At 37.1% G+C, this 19,631-nt stretch carries 15 protein-coding genes and 1 pseudogene; 6 read left to right on the top strand and 10 right to left on the bottom strand.

What is annotated here, in order from left to right:
* Nucleotides 1-397: 397 nt before the first annotated feature.
* Nucleotides 398-991 (top strand): sce7726 family protein, encoded by a 594-nt coding sequence (locus MHI22_RS18600; protein WP_271912245.1) that lies wholly within the window; start codon nucleotides 398-400, stop codon nucleotides 989-991.
* Between the two features lie 34 nt (nucleotides 992-1,025).
* Here MHI22_RS18600 and MHI22_RS18595 read toward each other — a convergent pair whose 3' ends face one another.
* Nucleotides 1,026-1,931: a beta family protein gene (locus MHI22_RS18595; RefSeq protein WP_271912243.1), complete on the bottom strand. Its 906-nt coding sequence runs from the start codon at nucleotides 1,929-1,931 to the stop codon at nucleotides 1,026-1,028.
* A gap of 214 nt (nucleotides 1,932-2,145) precedes the next feature.
* Between MHI22_RS18595 and MHI22_RS18590 the strand changes: the two are divergent.
* Both MHI22_RS18590 and MHI22_RS18585 read left to right on the top strand, forming a co-directional pair.
* Nucleotides 2,146-2,423 (top strand): annotated as a pseudogene (locus tag MHI22_RS18590) (tyrosine-type recombinase/integrase); the annotation flags it as partial.
* A gap of 94 nt (nucleotides 2,424-2,517) precedes the next feature.
* Nucleotides 2,518-3,900: a dipeptidase gene (locus MHI22_RS18585; protein ID WP_141903964.1), complete on the top strand. Its 1,383-nt coding sequence runs from the start codon at nucleotides 2,518-2,520 to the stop codon at nucleotides 3,898-3,900.
* 54 nt (nucleotides 3,901-3,954) lie between these two features.
* Here the strand turns inward: MHI22_RS18585 and MHI22_RS18580 are convergent, their stop codons facing one another.
* Together MHI22_RS18580 and MHI22_RS18575 are read right to left on the bottom strand one after the other, a co-directional pair.
* Complete coding sequence (locus tag MHI22_RS18580; protein WP_036117546.1) at nucleotides 3,955-4,527, bottom strand: nitroreductase family protein; 573 nt, start codon at nucleotides 4,525-4,527, stop codon at nucleotides 3,955-3,957.
* A 97-nt stretch (nucleotides 4,528-4,624) separates the two neighbouring features.
* The gene (locus tag MHI22_RS18575; RefSeq protein ID WP_036117549.1) at nucleotides 4,625-5,119 is read right to left on the bottom strand and encodes an amidase domain-containing protein; all 495 of its coding nucleotides are present in this window, start codon (nucleotides 5,117-5,119) and stop codon (nucleotides 4,625-4,627) included.
* 181 nt (nucleotides 5,120-5,300) lie between these two features.
* Between MHI22_RS18575 and MHI22_RS18570 the strand changes: the two genes are divergently transcribed.
* Entirely contained in the window at nucleotides 5,301-6,323 is a 1,023-nt protein-coding gene (locus MHI22_RS18570; RefSeq protein WP_036117552.1) for a DUF2804 domain-containing protein, read from the top strand.
* A gap of 93 nt (nucleotides 6,324-6,416) precedes the next feature.
* Here the strand turns inward: MHI22_RS18570 and MHI22_RS18565 are convergent, their stop codons facing one another.
* Nucleotides 6,417-7,133, bottom strand: coding sequence for a glycerophosphodiester phosphodiesterase (locus MHI22_RS18565; protein ID WP_058844765.1), 717 nt, complete (start codon nucleotides 7,131-7,133; stop codon nucleotides 6,417-6,419).
* 157 nt (nucleotides 7,134-7,290) lie between these two features.
* Here MHI22_RS18565 and helD point away from each other — a divergent pair, with 157 nt between their 5' ends.
* The gene (helD, locus tag MHI22_RS18560) at nucleotides 7,291-9,519 is read left to right on the top strand and encodes an RNA polymerase recycling motor HelD (RefSeq protein ID WP_340812521.1); all 2,229 of its coding nucleotides are present in this window, start codon (nucleotides 7,291-7,293) and stop codon (nucleotides 9,517-9,519) included.
* 265 nt (nucleotides 9,520-9,784) lie between these two features.
* On the opposite strand, the gene MHI22_RS18555 is transcribed toward helD, so the two are convergent.
* The 4 genes from MHI22_RS18555 to MHI22_RS18540 form a co-directional block, all read right to left on the bottom strand.
* A complete protein-coding gene (locus tag MHI22_RS18555; protein WP_271912235.1) occupies nucleotides 9,785-10,651 on the bottom strand; it encodes a GNAT family N-acetyltransferase in 867 nt (288 codons plus the stop codon).
* 740 nt (nucleotides 10,652-11,391) lie between these two features.
* The gene (locus MHI22_RS18550) at nucleotides 11,392-13,224 is read right to left on the bottom strand and encodes an ABC transporter ATP-binding protein (RefSeq protein WP_340812520.1); all 1,833 of its coding nucleotides are present in this window, start codon (nucleotides 13,222-13,224) and stop codon (nucleotides 11,392-11,394) included.
* On the bottom strand, nucleotides 13,224-14,945 hold the full coding sequence (locus tag MHI22_RS18545) for an ABC transporter ATP-binding protein (protein ID WP_340812519.1): 1,722 nt from the start codon (nucleotides 14,943-14,945) through the stop codon (nucleotides 13,224-13,226). Before MHI22_RS18545 ends, MHI22_RS18550 begins: the two co-directional genes overlap by 1 nt.
* 65 nt (nucleotides 14,946-15,010) lie before the next feature.
* Nucleotides 15,011-15,904, bottom strand: a complete 894-nt coding sequence (locus MHI22_RS18540) for a DMT family transporter (RefSeq protein ID WP_036117705.1) — start codon at nucleotides 15,902-15,904, stop codon at nucleotides 15,011-15,013.
* A 186-nt stretch (nucleotides 15,905-16,090) separates the two neighbouring features.
* Between MHI22_RS18540 and MHI22_RS18535 the strand changes: the two genes are divergently transcribed.
* A complete protein-coding gene (locus tag MHI22_RS18535; protein ID WP_340812518.1) occupies nucleotides 16,091-18,115 on the top strand; it encodes an EAL domain-containing protein in 2,025 nt (674 codons plus the stop codon).
* Between the two features lie 43 nt (nucleotides 18,116-18,158).
* On the opposite strand, the gene MHI22_RS18530 is transcribed toward MHI22_RS18535, so the two are convergent.
* Both MHI22_RS18530 and MHI22_RS18525 read right to left on the bottom strand, forming a co-directional pair.
* The gene (locus tag MHI22_RS18530) at nucleotides 18,159-18,626 is read right to left on the bottom strand and encodes a threonine/serine exporter family protein (protein ID WP_170829849.1); all 468 of its coding nucleotides are present in this window, start codon (nucleotides 18,624-18,626) and stop codon (nucleotides 18,159-18,161) included.
* Between the two features lie 21 nt (nucleotides 18,627-18,647).
* Nucleotides 18,648-19,400 (bottom strand): threonine/serine exporter family protein, encoded by a 753-nt coding sequence (locus MHI22_RS18525; protein ID WP_036117711.1) that lies wholly within the window; start codon nucleotides 19,398-19,400, stop codon nucleotides 18,648-18,650.
* Between the last annotated feature and the right edge of the window lie 231 nt (nucleotides 19,401-19,631).

Genomic DNA, 19,631 nt, shown 5'->3' with positions numbered 1-19,631 from the left:
TTTTCTTAACAACCTACTTTACTCTATATCATCATTCGAACTTGATTGAAAAGTTTTAGAAAATGACTAGTAAACTCCTCCCAAATAAAAATAGCAGTGGCTCTGATATGACGGCACTTCCCTACCACATTATGTTATACTATTTCTATTATTTTCAGGGTGCAAGGTATTACATCAATAAGCAAGAAAGCCTTATGTATCAACGGTTTAACGGTAATCTAGTATCATCAGGAATTGCAAGATAATGAATATAATAGTTTGCTTTGGGGCAAGATTGAAATATATTAAATTTAGCTTGGCGGCGAGTGTATAGGATTGGGATCAATAAAAGTCAATTTTTATTTTACTTTAAAATTTCAAGCTCTAAAGTTAAAATACTTACTAAGGAGTGTTTTGTATGATGAAAGTTGATGAAAAAGAAATGCGAAATGCACTTATAAATCGTTTAAATGGTTATAAAGAGTGCTATATATATGAGGAATTCACTGTACCCTCTGGAAAAGCTAGGGCGGATGTAGTTGCGGTAAATGGCCATGTTATTGCATATGAAATCAAGAGTGATTACGATTCATTAAAGAGATTAGAGACACAAATTTTAGAATATGATTTAAACTTTGAGATGAATTATATTGTAACTGGAAAAAAGTTATTACAAGAAGCAGAACAAATCATACCTAATTATTGGGGTATAATTTTAATAGAAAAAAACTCTAATGGTAAATTAAAAATTAGTTTTGAACGTAGAGCAAAATTGAATCCATATCTTTCTTTCGAGAATTTTGTTGCACTATTGACTGCAGAGGAAGTGAAGAAAGTTGCAATTGGTCAACCTGCAGTAACGAATAAATACAGTAAACTTCAAATTCGAAAGTTTTTTAAGCAAGACTTAGTAAAATTGTTAAATGAACATCTTTCTTTAAACAAAAAGAGGGAAATTAAACATCTTATTAGGCTAACATTGAAATCAAAAACAAATGAAATCGCAAACTGAAAATAGGTGCTTTGATAGGCACCTATTTTTTAATTTAGAGATTTTCATTAATACACATAACAAGATGTTTATTAATACCTAATGATGCCCACACTGACGGATTCCCACTATTCTCCCCACTAATATGAACATCTTGAATATATTTATCTGCCCAACAAGATTGCGCGTCAAAAGTCCTAGCTTTACTTACAATCGTATCACATACACTTACGAAATTATAATTTCCTCGTCTTAACCCGTTTCGAACAAACCAATATTCGTTTTCTAATGTATATTTAATTTGTACAATTGCTCTCCCTCCACTTGAAATTACAGGACTTACTGTTGAATAATCACTAAAAATGATGTTTACACCAGTCTTTTCTTTTATTTGATTAAAAACATCTAATTCAAACCTTTGTAATTTATAATCTGTTGATGCATTTTCAGGTACAGAATTGGGTATAGCCCCACTGCAAATAATGTAATTTTTTTCTCCCAATATATCTATTATTCTTGTTACAATACTGAGAGTTTCATCAGACAGAATTTCTTTCACAGCTTCAAAATCAAACATAATATTTTTAGGAAATTTCAAGTTATTCGCCTGAACCCATTGAACAAAAAATTCATTCAACAAATTTTTTGGAATTTTAACATAATCGAATTTTTCTGTAGGCCAACTTGTTATACAATTTTCAATTGAGTAATTAATATAAAAATGTTGAAAATCAGCTAATAAAACATTTTCCTCTAATTCTCCAATTTCATCTGCATCTAAATCTCTTGTGTCTAAAATCACCTTAGAGTTAAATTTATCTTTTATTTGTTGTAATGATTCTATCGAAGAATCTTTTAGAATAATATTAGGAATGAATAAGTTAGAATTAACATGTCTTGCTTCTAACATATCTAACGCTCTTAATTCCCCCTGTTTCTGTCGCAAAGTAGAAATGTACATTACTAAAACCCCTTCCATTTATTTTATATAATGTTAATCTAATAAGTTAAATATTTCAAATAAAAAGTTAAATAAGTACTATTCCTTATTTAACATAACGTTACTATAAGTTCATATATTTTAGTTAAACACTCTCAATATGTCAGTATATTTTATCTTTCGACAATTTAATTGATTAACAAAAAAAGACTATATGTTAGTTATACACGCTGCAGATCCGATCGTTCCGACAAGTCCTATTTATGCATTTAATAAAATTTTAGATCGGACTGGACTGCCAAAAACAACGATACATGGTTTACGGCATACACATTGCACTTCTTGTTAAACCGTGGACTTAATGTGAAAGTTATTGCTGAACGATTAGGCAATACACCAAAAATGATAATGGATGTATATGGCCATGTTCTAAAGGAATTAGAAGAAGAATCTGTTTCGTTATTCAGCCAAACTTTACAGGCTAGTGGGGCTAAAATTGGGGCTAAGCACTAATAAAAACGTTTGAAACCATTGCTATAGCAAGATTCCCCTTCCACATTATGCTATACTATTTCTATTATCGAAATATTGGAAAGAGGGATGCTAGATGACAAATTTACAGCAATTAGATGCTTATTTTGCAGAACATCGTGAGGCACATTTAAATGAACTGAATGAATTTTTACGAATTCCAAGTATCAGTTCTCTATCTGAGCATAAAGAAGATATTCAACAGGCAGCACAATGGCTAGCTAATGCGTTTGAAAAACTAAATCTTGAAAATATCTCTATTACACAAACAGCTGGGCACCCTGTTGTCTATGCGGATTGGTTACATGCTGAAGGGAAACCGACTATTTTATTTTATGGTCATTATGATGTACAACCTGTTGATCCATTAAATTTATGGGATAGCGAGCCGTTCAATCCTACGATTCGTGACAATAAATTATTTGCCCGTGGAGCGAGTGATGATAAAGGACAAGTGTTTATGCATTTAAAAATGATTGAGGCACTCTTTGCAACAACAGGGACTTTACCAGTCAATGTCAAATTCATTTATGAAGGCGAAGAAGAAATCGGCAGTCCGCATCTACCTGCTTATGTTGAAGAACATAAGGAAAAACTCGCAGCAGATTTAATTTTAATTTCTGATACGGGCCTTTATGGTCCTGGTAAGCCTGCGGTATGCTATGGATTACGTGGCTTAACAGGCATTCAAATTGATGTTCGTGGAGCTAAAGGAGATCTACACTCTGGTCTTTACGGTGGCGGCGTCCAAAATGCTATCCATGCATTGGCTGAAATTTTAGCATCCTTCCGTGATGAGCATGGAACGATTCAAGTTGAAGGCTTCTACGATAAAGTATTGCCACTATCAGAAGAAGAACGTGAAGCTTATTTAGCACTTGGCTTTGATGAGGAATCAGTTAAACAGGAAGTTGGCGTAAAAGAATTATTCGGTGAACAAGGTTTTTCTTATTTAGAACGCACTTGGGCTCGTCCAACACTAGAGGTTAACGGTGTATTTGGTGGCTTCTCTGGTGAAGGCATCAAAACGGTTCTACCTGCGGAAGCTGGTGCTAAAATCACATGCCGTCTTGTTCCAAATCAAGAGCCTGACGAAATTGTAGCACTATTAAAAGCCCATGTTGAAAAACATAAACCTACTGGTGTGGAAATCAATGTTTCTGAATTTGATAAAGGGCGTCCATTCTTAACACCTTTCGATCATCCATTTATCCAAGCAGCTGGACGTTCCTATGAAAAAGTGTATAATGTACCAACTGCATACACACGTGGCGGAGGATCTATCCCTATTGTAGCTGCCTTTGATGAAATTTTAGATTTACCTGTGGTGTTAATGGGCTTCGGCTTATCAAGTGAAAACTTCCACGCACCGAACGAACACTTCCATTTAGAAAACTTCGATAAAGGCTTACGTGTGTTAAGTGATTACTTATACGAGGTTTCTGATTTACAAAAATAAATATCGTCCCATTAAAAAATCCCCTCACTTTTAAAGTGAAGGGATTTTTTTCGGTTATTCACCAAAAATCGTCACTATTTCAGCTGATTGTTTACGTTCCTTGCCTTTCGGTACTTCATCAAAATAACCCATTTGTAGCATGGCAATGACACGCTCACCTGGCTGAACCTTTAAAGCTTCACGGAATTTCGGATTATCTAAGAAGCCTGGCGTTTTCCAGCAAGAACCAATGCCTCTATCCCACGCAAGCAGTTGTATATTTTGAATAAACGTACTTGCAGCTGCATAATCTTCTAAACGTTCTTTTTGACGAGCATCCTCTGGTACGATTACAAAAGCATAGCCACCTGGTAATGTAAATTTCATCATTTGCTTCGCTAAATCTTCACTTGAAAGCTCCTGCCATTTTGGAATTGTCAGGTCGCGTAATAGCTGGTGTAGGTCTGCTAATTCCTTTCCACAGGCTACTACTAAACGCCAAGGCTCACGGTTACCGTGATTTGGTGCCCAGACAGCATCATCGATAATAGCCATCAAATCCTCACGATCTACAGGCTGACCATTAAACTTTTTAATGGAACGACGTTGAATAATTGCATCTCTAACCGATAAAATTTGTTCGCTCATATTTCTATTCTCCTTCTACCATAAGACAACATATTAGAGTTGGTCTCTTCTATCTTTCACATTATCACAAAATGATATGCTTTAAAACTATCTCTTCTTAAGCAAAGCTGTCATCTATATGATAGAAAAAGTAAGTCATACTCGGTGTATAGGCAGTGGAATCCTCGTAAAAATAAGGTCGATTAATACTATCCGAAGTATGGGCATTGACATAGGGAATACCATTTTGAATACTTGTGACAATAACGGAGTGATCAATTCTCCCATTTCCTTGAAAATCATAAAAAATGACATCCCCAAGCTCTAGCTCCTCTGCCGATTGAACACGCCTACCCTTCAATCCAGTTGTAGATCCCTCTAAATACCACCTTAATGAATGAGCCACAGACCAGCTAAAGCTCCAATTCCCTTGTTGAATCCACCAACCTTTATCTCTACTCGGTGCGCCACGCATTGGTGCGCCACCCGCAAGTAAGCATTGAGATATATAGTTTGTGCAATCTACATCAAAGTTTGGAAAAGCTGGGTTGCGTCTGTTCCACCATAAATTAGCATATTGAACTGCAGCCTGCCTGTTATACATTTTTGCCATACATCCCCTCCTCATGCCATCATATGTCTATTCATGACTTTCTATTAGTTAGGTCCTTACTCATATTCTTATTGAAATCAATTATATTCAGCACGTTCCTTTCCATTTTCAAGAACATTTTTGCTACAATAAAGAGTAATACAATGCAGATTTTATTTTATGACTGGAAGGGATGTTAATTGTGAAGCAGCATGCTGAGAAAGAAATTTTACAGCCTACTCTTTTATGCGATAAAAAAGGTAATTTAAATCCAGCAGCCATCGGATTTGCACGTAAGCCCCTTATTAACAGCAATTTAAGCGGCCATCTCATGCGCAAAAAGAAATGGAACTATTGGTGTATCTATGGTGACGAAATCTTGTTTTCTGCTACGATTAGTCATTTAGATTATGCTGCTGTCTGCTTCGTTTATTTCCTTGAATATGAAACACAGCGCTATTTCGAAAAAACGATTACCATTCCCTTCGGTGGTAAATTAAAAATGCCGACACAGGTTTTAGAATCCGTCTCATTTAAAAATAGCGAAATGATGATTGATCTATTATATATACAAAATGAAACGCATCTATCGGTGTCCATACCAGACTTTGATGGTGATGTTTTACGTGCAAAGCTTATCGTCCAACATCCCCCAACTGATGAAACCTTAAATGTTGTCATCCCTTGGAATCGCAAAACATTTCAATTTACAGGCAAGCATCATATACTCCCAACTTCAGGTGTTGTCACAATTGGTACACGCCGTTATAATTTTTCGGCCGAAGAGAATTTTGCAGTGTTAGATTATGGACGAGGTGTATGGCCACGTCAAGCATTATGGAATTGGGGAATGGCCTCTCAGCGAGTTCGAGGAAGACGGATTGGACTGAACTTAGGAGGTAAATGGACAGATGGTACTGGCATGACTGAAAATGCTGTTTTTGTTGATGGTAAAATGACCAAAATACATGAGGATCTTTTGTTTCAATATGATTCTGGAGACTATATGCAACGTTGGAAAGTAAAAACGAAATTTTCTAATCAGGTTTCATTAACCTTCTCCCCTTTTTTTGAACGTGTTGCTCAAACTAATGCCAAATTAGTTAAATCGGAGGTACATCAACTATTTGGCTATTACGACGGCTCCATTTTACTCGACAATGGTGAAACACTTGTTATTCAACAAATGCTCGGATGTATTGAAGAACATCGTGCGAAATGGTAGAACGTATCTTCTAGAAGACGTCGCTTTCCGTGGGTATTACAAAAATGCTACTTATTCCACGGAAGCTTTTTGTCTCCTAGCCCCTTCCTTGCTTTAACTAAGGGCCTGTAATATTTTCTCTGGGTCATCAGTAAATATCGCCTGTATACCTAGTTGCTGTAAATAGCGAGCATCACGTTGATCATTAACAGTATATACACGGACAGTTGCTCCTTCAGCGAGAGCTAGTTTAACTGATTTACGAAATGACGTTGGTAAACTTACATGTAACGCTTTAGCTGGAATAAGAGCAATGTAAGAAGTAAAATCTACTAACACTTCTGCAAACAGCGCCGCACTTTCTATATAAGGTGCTATTTTTGATACTGTTTGCAATGATTCATGATTAAAAGATGAAATGATTACTCTTTCAGTCATTTGCTGTGCAGCCACTTCTTTGAGTACGAGCGCTTCAATCCCTTCATATGAAATAATATCTGTTTTCAGTTCAATATTAATACGATGGTTGGTACCTGCAAAAAGCTCTAACACTTCCCCTAACGTAGGGATTGTTTCATCTCCGAACTCTGGAGAAAACCACGAACCAAAGTCAAATGTACGCAATTGCTGTAATGTAAAATCTTTTACATAGCCTGAACCATTGGAGGTACGATTAATGGTTTCATCATGAATGACCACTACCTCTTTATCTGCGGTTAAATGAACATCCAGCTCTATCCCTGCTATAGGAAGCTTTGATGCTGCTTGAAAGGCTGCCATCGTGTTTTCTGGATAGTTTATCGAAACACCTCTATGTGCAAAAATGTCCAAAATCATTAACCTCCTCTATTATCATTTAAAGAAAAACTTTCCAACCCCAATGTAATAGTAGCATAATTAACTATTTAGCTTTCACTTGATGGTAAATATTATATATAGTAGTATGATAATCTACTTTGAAATTGTAAGTACCTAGGAGGTGCTAAAAATGACTGTACAACATCCGGATTTTCAGGCTGAGGTAGAGCGGTTAACCTATACCCAAAGTTATATGCAACAAATATTAGACGAATCACAACGAGATCTACAATCCGCTCAAGAAAATATCCGCAAGTCCATGGCTGACCTTGATTACTTAGATTCGAGTTTAAGTTATTTAAATATCTTAACAAACGCCAGATTCTTTGAAATGGCTCGTAATCAAAAAGAAGGTCTAGAAGCCGTTCGGAAAAAGCCCTATTTTGCCCGAATCCATTTCCAAAAGACAGGTGATCCTGAAGAATTCCTTTATATTGGGAAAACCTCACTATTTCATCGTGAAACCCATGAGCCCATTATTGTTGACTGGCGCTCACCCGTAGCCAATGTTTATTATGATGGACGTCTTGGTGATATGGAGTACGATGTCCGTGGAGAAGTTCATAAAGGACATCTCTTTGCTAAAAGACAATATAAGATCGAGAACGGCGAATTACTCGATATACGGGATATTGATCTAACAACAAACGATGAACTCCTACAAGAAGCATTGGCTGGGAAAGCAGATGTTCGTTTAACTGAAATTGTCTCGACAATCCAAAAGGAACAAAATGAAATTATTCGAGCACATCTTCGTCAACCAATTATTGTACAAGGTGCAGCAGGTAGTGGAAAAACAACTATCGCTCTCCACCGAATATCTTATTTCCTCTACACAATGGGCGAGCATTTTAATCCTGAACAGCTCATGATTTTAGCACCGAATAAGCTATTTATTGATTATATAGGTGATGTTTTACCAGAGCTTGGTGTCGATAAAATATGCCAAACTACTTTTACAGACTACGTTCTTGCTGCCACTAAATTAAAATTAAAGCTTCAAAATCCAAATGAGCAATTAGAATTGCTCGTTGCTGGTGGAAATCATCAGCCTACTGCGTGGATCGCTGAAGTGAAAGGTTCACTTTATTATCGTGATGTCATTGAGCGCTATATCCAGAAGCTGGAGCAAGAAATCGCGCAACAATTCGAAGATGTTTATATTGAAAAATACTGTATTATGCGAGCTGCTCATCTAAAGAAACTGTTTTTATATGAGTTTTCTTATATGCCAATTGAAAAACGCCTTGCACATATAAAAAAGGTGTTAGCTAGCCATGTCCGCCAAAAAAAACAGGCTGTCTTAGCTACACTCCATAAAAAATATGATGAAGCATTGGGTAAAGCCTTAAATGGTATACGGGATGATGAAAAGCGTCGACGTGTTGTCACAAAATTTATCGATGAACGCGACGAACGAATTCCAGCAATAGAAAAAGAAACGAAAACAACTGCAACTGCCTATATGCGCCGCTTTCCTAAATATAACATTAAAACACTTTATCGCACCCTTCTTACCGACGCCGAACTTTTAACAGAGCTAGCTCCTGAATGGCATTATCTTGAACAACAGCAATTTTTGCAGGCACATCGTAAAGAACAATGGGCACTCGAAGATTTAGCCGCACTATACTATTTACAAGCACGTCTAAAAGGCATCCCAGATGAATGGAAAATGCGTGTTGTCTTTATCGATGAAGTACAAGATTATAGTTTGTTTCAGCTTGCTGCTTTAAAAACAGGTCTTGATACAGACATGTTTACAATGGTTGGCGATTTAGCTCAAGGAATTCATAGCTATCGCTCATTAACTGCCTGGGAACCTGTCCAAAGTTTATTTCCTCGTGCAAGCTTCCGAACATTGCAAAAAAGCTATCGAACAACCATTGAAATTATGGAAGTCGCTAATCAAATTTTAGCGCAAATGAATGAGCAGCTACCGCTGGTTGAGCCAGTTGTTCGTCACGGTAATGTGCCAAGTTTTATTCAAGCAGATCAATTTGATGCCTTAAAAATTAAAGAGATTTTTGAAGCTATTCGTCAACATGGTCATCGGTCTATCGCTTTAATTTGCAAAACTACTGCTGAAGCCATTTCGATGCAACATACATTGAAAGACAACAAAATTGCCTCACAGCTGCTAACAGAAAATGAATCGATTAATCAGGAAATGTTGCTTGTTGTACCAAGTCATCTTGCTAAAGGGCTTGAGTTTGATGCCGTCATTGTAGCTGCCTTTGAAACACCCTTTTACGATACAATAATTGATCGGAAACTACTGTATGTAGCTCTCACACGATCAATGCATGAACTCTATTTAATTGGCCCATCCAAAAATACATTTTTATTAGAAAATTAAAAAGTCGCTAGAAGGCGACTTTTTCATTCATCATCAGTTTCTTGGCGGCAATCGATAAAACTTCCCTTTCGATAAATAAGCTTTAACTACTTTCCACCATGATCTAGGGGCTTCCTTTGGAGGAGACTTCTTTTTTGGCAATGCTGGCATGCGCATGATCACGACTCCTTTCTTAAAGCTTATTAATACTATATGAAGATAGTAGGTAATTATGATAAAAAACGAGCGAGGAGTTGATGTTAAATACCACTCCTCGCCCTTTTTCCTACTGTTTTACATAATAATCGATTTGCTGTGCCTTCATAAAACCTGCCTTTTCATAGACAGATAATGCTTTTTTATTGTCAATTTCTACATCGAGCATAACAAATTTCGCACCAACTTTGCTCGCGTAATCCTTTGAAAAAGAAAGCAATGCTGTTCCAACACCTTGTCCCTCACAATTTGGATGAACAGCAAGTGCTGTTACCCATTGGATTTCATTTTCCTGAGCAGTCGTCACAGTTCCAACAACAAGGCCATCTCGATAAGCAACCCAAAGCTTTCGTCCATTTGTAGATGTATTAAAGGCAATGAGTTCCTCTGATTCTTCGGGTAAATCACCAAAAGCTTCACTATAGATGGCAATCAATTCCCCCTGCTCACCAGCATAAGGTTGAATACTAATATCCGTTTGTAATTCTACTGGTTCTGCTTTTGTTTCTAATGTTGCTTCCGAAAAGCTGTAGGCATAACCTTTATTTTCAATAAATGCATGTCCATAAGGAGAGCCATCAATTACTACAGCTAATTGCCCCTCCGCTCCTCTATCTGCTAAGCCAGCTTGTATACCCTCAACTAATGCAGCTCCAATACCCTTCTGTCGATATGCAGGTGTTACTACTAATGACCATTCATATGTATGAAGTCCCATCAAATCAATGGCACTAGCTGCACCTACTAACAGATCCTGTTCATCCTCATATGCTAGTACCATAAAGCCCTTTGACTCAAAAGAGCTAGCCATTGGTACACTCATAATGGTTTCATATACTCGATAATCATGAATGGTTGCTTCTTCACATAATAGTTTTACTTCTTTCAATGTTTCTCCATCTAATGGAAAAGACACTGTCATCACTGAAATATTCATCTTTTACTCCGTTCCTGTGTCAGACTATTGCCCTATTGTAGCAAGAATAAAAATAAACTGGCAACAAAATATATAAATACCCACTATTAATCAGAATTTTACTTCAAAAAACAGAATAATAAAAGGATTTATACTATAAAAATTCATGAAAATGACTGAAATTTACTAGAAATTATAGATATAAAATATTATGCTAATTTCTCAAAATGAGAGATAATTAATCTTTTTTACACAGTTACTTTTAAACTATACAAAAACTCCTATTAGATGTTTTTTTATAATATTATACTATTTATTCAAATTAATAACATTTCAATTTAACGAAAAAAGAGTAATTTCACATGAAATTACTCTTTTCATCGTATTTTTGTGAAAGGTGAAGATGGATTAACGTAGCAGGCTACTTGCTTCCCTGTGAGCCGCTTCCTCCGCTACTGCTCTTTTTAGCAAAGATTTTTAAATAAAGTGAAGGTGTCCACTACTCTTTATAGAGGGTTGTTGTCACTCATCACTTCTCCACATTGAAAATAAGAGGCTATCCTTTCTCTAATCATACAAAAATAATAGGCTATTTTGTTCACTACGGCTCGTTTGAAAGATAAGAGTAAGGTACTTTTGCACATGATTGCTTGGAGTAAAGCGGCTCATCAGACGCCCCCTGGAAAGGACGCTGGCGGAACGGCAATCAATCCCTTGCCTTTCAAAATGGCTGTTTCTGCCGTTGATATCACCTTTTTCCTCTATTCCTCAAGATGATGCGAGGAGGACTGAAGCATTTGCGCATAAAGGCCACCCGATTCAATTAGTTTTTGCTGAGGTCCAGCTTCAACTAACTCACCTTTTTGCATAACTAAAATCATATCGGCATTATGCACAGTATTTAATCGATGGGCAATAACAAAACTAGTGCGACCCTGCATTAACGTATCAAGCGCCTCTTGTATCGCCATTTCCGTCACAGTATCGATACTGCTTGTCGCCTCATCCAAAAGTAAAATTTTCGGATCAGCAATAAGCGCCCTTGCTATAGAGAGTAACTGCTTCTGACCTTGTGATATCTCGCGTCCATCCGCAGCAAGAATCGTATCATAGCCATCTTTGAGCTTCATGATAAAGTCATGGGCATTCGCTTGCTTGGCAGCTTTCTCAATCTCTGCATCACTTGCATCCAGTCGACCATATCGGATATTTTCACGAACAGAAGTCTCAAATAAAAAGGGGTCCTGCAATACAAAAGCCATCTGTGAGCGAAGGGATTGACGATCTATTTGCTGTACATTTATGCCATCAAATAATACCTCACCCTTTGTTACCTCATAAAACCTTGCAATCAGTTGGAGGATTGTTGTTTTCCCAGCTCCAGTCGCACCAACAAGGGCTACCGTTTGTCCAGGTTCTACTTTAAAATTAACATTCTTTAGTGTGTAAGCTTCTTCTTCCAGCTCATATTTAAAATACACATGCTTAAACGCCACATGCCCCAATAACTGATGCTTTTGTGCTGAAACGATTTCTGCCTCTGGTTGTTCATCAAGCAAGGCAAATACACGCTCTGCACCAGCAATGGCTGATAGTACCGTATTGAACTGGTTTGCTAAATCATTTAAAGGACGTGTAAATTGTCGTGCATATTCAGTGAATATAACAATAACTCCTATCGACACATGCCCATATAACGCAAGCACGCCTCCTATACCTGCAACAATTGTAAAGCTCATATTATTTAAAAAGTTCATGACTTTAGGAATATAGCCCGAGTATGTCTGTGCCCAAAAACCGGTTCTTCTTAATCGCGAGCTTTTTTCTCGAAACTCTGCTTTCATACGCTCTTCTTGTGAGAAAGCTTTGACAATCCGCTGCCCTGAAATTGTTTCCTCTATCATCCCATTCAAAGCGCCAATAGCTACTTGCTGCTCTTTAAATAAGGATGCTGTACGCCGTGTAATCCAGCGCATAGCCCAAAACATCAGCGGAATAATTGTCATCGTCAGCACTGTCAGCAAAGGGCTTAAACTAAGCATAATAATGACGGTTCCTCCAAGCGTAAGTACACTTGAAAACACTTGGATAAAAGAGCTATTTAAGGTAGAGCTGACAGCTTCAATATCATTCGTCATACGACTCATCAGTTCACCATGTTGGCGACGATCAAAGAATGCAACTGGTAATCGTTGAAAATGAGCAAATATACTTGTTCGTAATCTATAAATAGTCTGCTGAGCAATACCAATCATCCAATAGTTTTGTAGAAAAAGTGAAACAGCTAACAGAATATAAATACCAATTAATACACCAATCCACTTACCTAAACCTGAAAGCTTGCCATGCATAACATAATTATCAATCATTTGACCGATTAAATAAGGACCAACTAAAGCTAAAATTGAACTGAGCATCACTAGTAAAAGAACCACAATGAGGAGTGTGCGTTGTTCGTCGACAATTTTCCATAGTCGAAGCAATGTACTTTTCCAATCTGCTGCACGAGGCCCTTTCTTTTTCTTCACAGCTTGCTTCAGATCATCTTTAGTCAAAATGGGCTCATAGCCAAAAGGTTTTTGGAAAAATCCCATTAATCCTCCACCTCCTGTTGGGAGATTGCAATTTTTTTATAGAGCGTTGAAGTTTGTAAAAGCTCTTCATGTTTACCATATGCAACCACTTTTCCAGCATCGATCAGTAAAATACGGTCTGCACCTTTAGCTGTGCGAATTTTTTGTGTGACAACAAGCATTGTTGCCTTCTCTTCACTTAATGCCTCCCACAAAGACTGTTCAGTTTTAACATCTAAGGCACTTGTACTATCATCAAGCATTAAAATATGCCCCTTTCTCAAAAGAGCTCTAGCAATAGATAGTCTTTGTTTTTGGCCCCCTGATAAATTAACACCTTTTTGTCCAACCTTAGTGTCGTAACCATTTGGGAAATCTTCCACAGATGCATGTATTTGTGCCTGCATTGTAGCCTGTAGTACAGCATCCATTTCAGCCTGAGTATCTCCCCAACGTACATTATCTGCAATACTTCCTGTAAACAATAATGATTGCTGAGGGACATAACCAATGATTTCACGTAGCTCTTGCAATTCCCAGTCCTGAACATCCTGCCCTTCCACAAGAATTCTTCCTTGCGTTACTTCATAAAAACGAGGAATTAGCTGTAACAATGTTGACTTTCCAGCACCGGTTGCCCCCATAATCGCTAATTTTTCTCCTGACCTCACTTGAAAACTCACATCTGACAGGACGGGAGCATCTCCTCCTGGATAGGTAAAACAAACATGTTCAAAGGTTAGCTCTCCATATTGCATTGTGCTATCTACTTCTTCTGAGTGGGAAATATCCTCCACCTCATTTTCCATAGATAGTACTTCTGCCATACGTTCTGCGGAGGCCTTTGCACGCGCATAAAAAATAATAATAAACGCAAACATTGAAAACGAGCCGGTCATACGCATGGCATAATTGACAATAGCTACAATATCGCCAAGTGGCGTTGTCCCTGTGGCAATTTGCTTTGTACCAAACCATAAAACGGCAAGCAAGCTCATGTTCATGATGAATAATAGAACAGGCATAATATATTCCATAATGCGTAAAGCCTTTACTGTATCCATTTTTAAGCGTGAAGCAACTTCATCGAAGCGTGTAGCCTCATATGCTCCACGTAAATAGGCCTTCACTAAACGAATTGCCTGTAAATTCTCCTGTAATACCCTATTTAAACGATCTACCCTCTTCTGTACACGTCCAAAATAAGACACACCCTTCGCCACCATAAAAATAAGAAAAATAAAGATGATGGGTGCGCCTATCACTAAAAACAGCGCCAATTTGGCATTTACAACAAAGGCCATTACGATACTTCCTATAACAGCAAGCGGTGCTCGAAGCATAATACGTAAGCTCATAAACAGTACCGTTTGTACCTGTGTGACATCATTCGTTAATCTAGTAATGAGCGATGCTGTGGAAAATTTTTGATAGGTTGCTAGTGTAAAGGATTGAATTTTATCAAACATGGCATTTCGTAAATCATATGAAAAGCTTTGTGCTGTATGAGAGGAGAAATAAGAGTTAATGACTCCCGCTATAAAGGCTACGATTGATAGTGCAAGTAAAACAGCTCCCCATTGCAAAATCATCCCTTGATTTTGGGCTCGTACACCTTCGTCAATTATTTTTGCCATAATGAGTGGCTGTACAAGCTCCACAAATAATTCTAAAAGCATTAAACATAAAGCAAAAATGGCAGTCCATTTATATGGCCTTACATAGGAAAAAACTTCTTTCACATTCTTTCCCCCTTGTCAGAGATAAAATATAAAGCTAGTTAAAAAATCCTAACCCAATAGTATATTTATGCTTTTTCGCCTGCTACCGAAAGCCAGGTTACACAAACAAGCATAACGAAAACACCTATTAATTGCCAAAAACCTAAAGATGTACCGAATACAATGACTGAAATAACCATTGCTGTTAATGGTTCGATACTGGAAAGGATACTCGTCTCCACTGCTGTAATATATTTCATACTACTTAAAAACAGAATAAAGGCTACTGTTCCAAAAAATATTAATGCCACGACTAACATAAGTATCTTAAAATCTGTTAAAACAACCCATTGGTTGGACTGCCACACACGGCTCACTAAGCCTAATGTTAAACCACCTACCAGCATGCCCCAGCCAACTACTAATAGCACACTCCACTCCTTCATTAAGCGTGCAGGATACAGTGTGTAAAATGCAAATGTTAAGCCTACTGCTATACCCCAAAGCAAGGCTTTTGGACTAATAAGCAAACTTTCAAACGAAGCGTTCGTTAGTAATAGAAATAACCCTATAAGGGTACCAATAATCCCTAACACTTGATATTTTGGTGGCCATTTCTTTAAACTAAGAGAGACATATGCCACAACAAAAATGGGCGCTAAAAATTGTAGTAAGGTCGCAAGTACTGCGTTGCTTTCATTTATAGCAGCAACAAAAGCAAATTGTACACCTAGCATCCCTGCAATACCAAAAGTAATGAGCTGTCTACCCCAGAGTTTATGCTGCCAAATACTAAAAATATTTTTTCCTGTTAACAATAAATATGTAAGTAGTAATATACCTGCAACCGATAAACGGACTGTTAACATAAAGGAGACGGTCAATGGTGTATGGTTAAGTAGCCACTCCATCAAAGGGCCAGTTGCTCCCCATAACATAGCACCCGAGACAATAAATAATATTCCTTTTAAACGTTCCATACCAATCCTGCTTCCTATATACGTACTAAAAATTGTTACTTTTCTTCAAATCTTTTCTTACACATCACGAGAAAAGTCCTATTTTTCTTCATTATCAAATATTTACAATTATATTCATAATGACTAATTCCCGATAATTAACTATAATATTAGTATATATTGATTACCCAAGGAGATCGAAAAATCATGAGTCATATGCATAAATCATTTACGATTGATGAACATTATTTAAATTCACTTCCTTTTCCTGCAATTATCATAAATCAAGATGGACAAGCGACTATCTGGGGAAAGAGCGCAGAACATCTGATTGGATTGTCAGCCGATGATATTAAAGGAAATACTACTCCATCTATACTCGAAAATCTACTACGTCAGCTTCCTGTAGAAACATTTCAGTCTATTTTACAAAATGAGGACAGTACGTATTTAGATAAAATTCAAGTATACACAACGTCAAACACAGAAATAACGACAGCCCTGTTAGCGAAGCCTTATACAGAAGAAGGAGAACGTTTTATTCTACTAATCTTTATGCTACCAGAATTAATGACGAATGCTGTTTCACATTGCAGTACATTTGTTAATATCAAGTCAGGTTTAGATGCTACATTCATGACTGTCACACTCGATCACGATGGATTTATCTTAGAATGTAATAATGAATTTTTAAAGACAAGTCAATGGACGCCAAAGCGTGTAATCGGCAAAACATTTTGGCAGTTATTCCCGGATAATGAAGCGAGCGAAAAAGTCACAAATACGATTTGGCGTAATTTAAACAATGGTCATACGTGGCAAGGCGAAGTTGAAAAAATCACAAAAATAGGCCAATCCTATTGGGTATTGCTAACAGCCATTCCTACTTTTAATCTCGAAACAAATGAACAACAATTTATCTTAATTGAAAAAGATATTACTAAATCGAAAACCATTCAACATCAGCTAGAAAAAATAGCTTATATCGATACAGAAACTGGGCTGATGAATGCACATCGACTTGAAAAAGTCATTACCAATATGATTGAAGAGCAAAGACATTTTTCATTTGTTTATCTAAGTATTGATAAATTTTATACTTTAAAAGAATTACATGACCAACAAATCGATCAAAGCCTTATTATTGAATTTACAAATCGAATAAAAATGTATTTCCAAGATAGCACAATGGCTCGTATAAATGAAAATGATTTTGTTGTCATTACCCCTTTAAGTGAGTGGTTTATTCAAGGGTTCTTATCTTACTTACAACAGCACCCTATTTATAGCGGCAATATTGCTGTACCAATTTCTATTAGTGGTGGCATTACAAGATATCCAGAAGACCAAACAACATTCTCTCAACTTATGAAAGCCTCAATTGCTACCATTTCAACAGTGCGTGAGGCTGGTGGGGACAAAGTTGTTTCCCTGTCAACAGCAACACATAAAGCTTTAAATCGTAAAGCTTTAATTGAAAAACGGTTACTTCAAGCACTTGATCAGAAGAATTTAAAGGTACTTTATCAGCCACAAATTGATGTTTATTCTGGTAAAATTACAGCTGTTGAAGCACTTGTAAGATGGGAAGACGAGGTAATTGGCGTTGTTGCGCCTGATGAATTAATTCCGATTGCGGAAGAAACAGGCCTTATTAATAATATCGGTTCCTTTATGCTAGAAAAAGCTTGTGAGCAGGCATTACTTTGGAAAAAGGCGGGTCATGATTTAAAAGTATCTATTAACTCTTCTGTTCGCGAATTCCGCGATAAAAATATGGCAAAATCCATACTTGAAGTGCTCGCAAAAACAGGTTGTCCAGCAAATCTTCTACAAATTGAAATTACTGAAAAATTTGCTTTAGAGGCAGAAGCTGCCACATCTATCGCACAGCAAATGCGCAAGCTTGAAAACGAAGGCATCTCTTTCGTATTAGATGATTTTGGAACTGGCTATGGATCATTTAGATATATGCAGATTTTACCGATTGATACACTAAAAATTGATCAAACGTTTACGAATTCTCTATTAAAATCTGAAAAGAGCCAAAAGCTTATGCATGGTATGGTACAACTTGGTAAATCTATGGAACTGAAAGTTGTAGCCGAGGGTGTCGAAACGGCTGAGCAAGCAGACCTAATAATCACATATGGTTGTGACGCCATTCAAGGCTATTATATTAGTAAGCCAGTTACACCAGATGAAATTGAAGTATTGCTTAGTAAAAAATAATAAGTAATTAAGGAGGCTGCGTTAAGCTAAACGCAGCCTCCTTCTATTTTTTATAGACCTTTTGTAATTTTACTTTACTTGAACGGACTGAACGGAAAATAAGTTGAATAATTACTTCCGCAAAGACTAGACCGATCACAATTGCACCTGTAATTAAAAATGCCTTTAGGCCATACTGTAAGCCTTGTAAGTAATCGTCCTCTACAACATTTCGCATGGCATTATATGCCATCCCTCCTGGCACCAACGGAATAATTCCACCAACGATAAAAATAATCATTGGTATTTTAAAACGTCGCGCATACAAATGGGCAACTATGGCAATGACAAACGAGCCAAAGAAAGAAGCTTTGACGACATCCATTCCTTGCTCTGTTAAAACGTAATAGATAATCCAGCCAATTACTCCAACAAGACCACAATGAAGTAATGTTTTTCTAGGAACATTAAAAAGAATGGCGATCCCAGCTGTCGCAAAAAAACTAACAATTAATTGTATAAGAATGTCCATCATCTGCATATTGTCCGCCTCCTAAAATCCTAGCGTGACGGCAATTGCTGCACCGATTGCAAAGGCTGTTAAAAAGGCCTCTGCTCCCTTTGCCATCCCTGACATAAAATGACCCGCCATTAAATCACGAACAGCATTGGTAATCAAAATACCTGGTACAAGTGGCATGACAGAACTAATAATAATTTTATCAAGTTCAGTTCCATAACCATACTTTACTGCTAAGAAGGCCACAAAGCCGAGAACAAGTGATGCCGTAAATTCAGAGAAAAACTTCACCCTTGTTAAATGGTTGATCATCACAAGTACTAGAAAACCCATCCCACCCGCTATACAAGCTACCGGAAAATCCGACCATCCTCCCTTAAACATAATCAGGAAACACCCACTTGCAAGTGCGGCTGACAAAACTTGTAAATAAGTTGGTAAAAAATAATTTGTTTTTTGTATCGACTTTAACTCGTCATAAGCTTCTTCTAATGTTATGATGTGAGATGTGAGTCTCCGAGATACTGAATTTACCAAGGCTATTTTTTGTAAATCTGTAACCCTACTGGAAATTGATGTAATTCGCGTCGGCTGTGTCTTGCCTAACGAAAAAATGATTCCAGTTGGTGTGGCATAACATTGAGCATCTGGCATATTTTGAGTATGTGCCATCCGCAGCATCGTATCCTCCACACGATATGTTTCTGCTCCACTTTCAATCATAATACGCCCTGCAAGCAACAAACAGTCAATCGTAAGTTCATTATCCGCTTCTTGTAAGACCATTACAGCTATCTGCCTCCTTCAAAAGGTTCCTTGCCAATATTATCGAACTGCCAATAAAAACTCAACTGAAAATTTCAGCATAAACAGTTAGCTTTCTTTCAATTTAATTTTCATGAATTAACAATTATTGAGCATGTTTTTTCTATTTTAGTAGGTATTTTACAACCACTTTAAAAGAAGTACAACAACATTCGATTGATACCCTATAGAAGGATAGCCGATTTAAAATAA

It is taken from the genome of Lysinibacillus sp. FSL L8-0312 (assembly GCF_038003285.1).
Classification (GTDB): Bacteria; Bacillota; Bacilli; order Bacillales_A; family Planococcaceae; genus Lysinibacillus; species Lysinibacillus fusiformis_D.
Note: the sequence above shows the minus strand (reverse complement) of the source record. Positions and strands in the feature narration are given on the sequence as shown.

What these genes read in the sequence shown, in the direction of transcription:
- MHI22_RS18600 (WP_271912245.1), top strand. Translation starts at nt 398, where the DNA reads ATGATGAAAGTTGATGAAAAAGAAATGCGAAATGCACTTATAAATCGT.
- MHI22_RS18595 (WP_271912243.1), bottom strand. Translation starts at nt 1,931, where the DNA reads ATGTACATTTCTACTTTGCGACAGAAACAGGGGGAATTAAGAGCGTTA.
- MHI22_RS18585 (WP_141903964.1), top strand. Translation starts at nt 2,518, where the DNA reads ATGACAAATTTACAGCAATTAGATGCTTATTTTGCAGAACATCGTGAG.
- MHI22_RS18580 (WP_036117546.1), bottom strand. Translation starts at nt 4,527, where the DNA reads ATGAGCGAACAAATTTTATCGGTTAGAGATGCAATTATTCAACGTCGT.
- MHI22_RS18575 (WP_036117549.1), bottom strand. Translation starts at nt 5,119, where the DNA reads ATGGCAAAAATGTATAACAGGCAGGCTGCAGTTCAATATGCTAATTTA.
- helD (WP_340812521.1), top strand. Translation starts at nt 7,291, where the DNA reads ATGACTGTACAACATCCGGATTTTCAGGCTGAGGTAGAGCGGTTAACC.
- MHI22_RS18555 (WP_271912235.1), bottom strand. Translation starts at nt 10,651, where the DNA reads ATGAATATTTCAGTGATGACAGTGTCTTTTCCATTAGATGGAGAAACA.
- MHI22_RS18550 (WP_340812520.1), bottom strand. Translation starts at nt 13,224, where the DNA reads ATGGGATTTTTCCAAAAACCTTTTGGCTATGAGCCCATTTTGACTAAA.
- MHI22_RS18540 (WP_036117705.1), bottom strand. Translation starts at nt 15,904, where the DNA reads ATGGAACGTTTAAAAGGAATATTATTTATTGTCTCGGGTGCTATGTTA.
- MHI22_RS18535 (WP_340812518.1), top strand. Translation starts at nt 16,091, where the DNA reads ATGAGTCATATGCATAAATCATTTACGATTGATGAACATTATTTAAAT.
- MHI22_RS18530 (WP_170829849.1), bottom strand. Translation starts at nt 18,626, where the DNA reads ATGGACATTCTTATACAATTAATTGTTAGTTTTTTTGCGACAGCTGGG.
- MHI22_RS18525 (WP_036117711.1), bottom strand. Translation starts at nt 19,400, where the DNA reads ATGGTCTTACAAGAAGCGGATAATGAACTTACGATTGACTGTTTGTTG.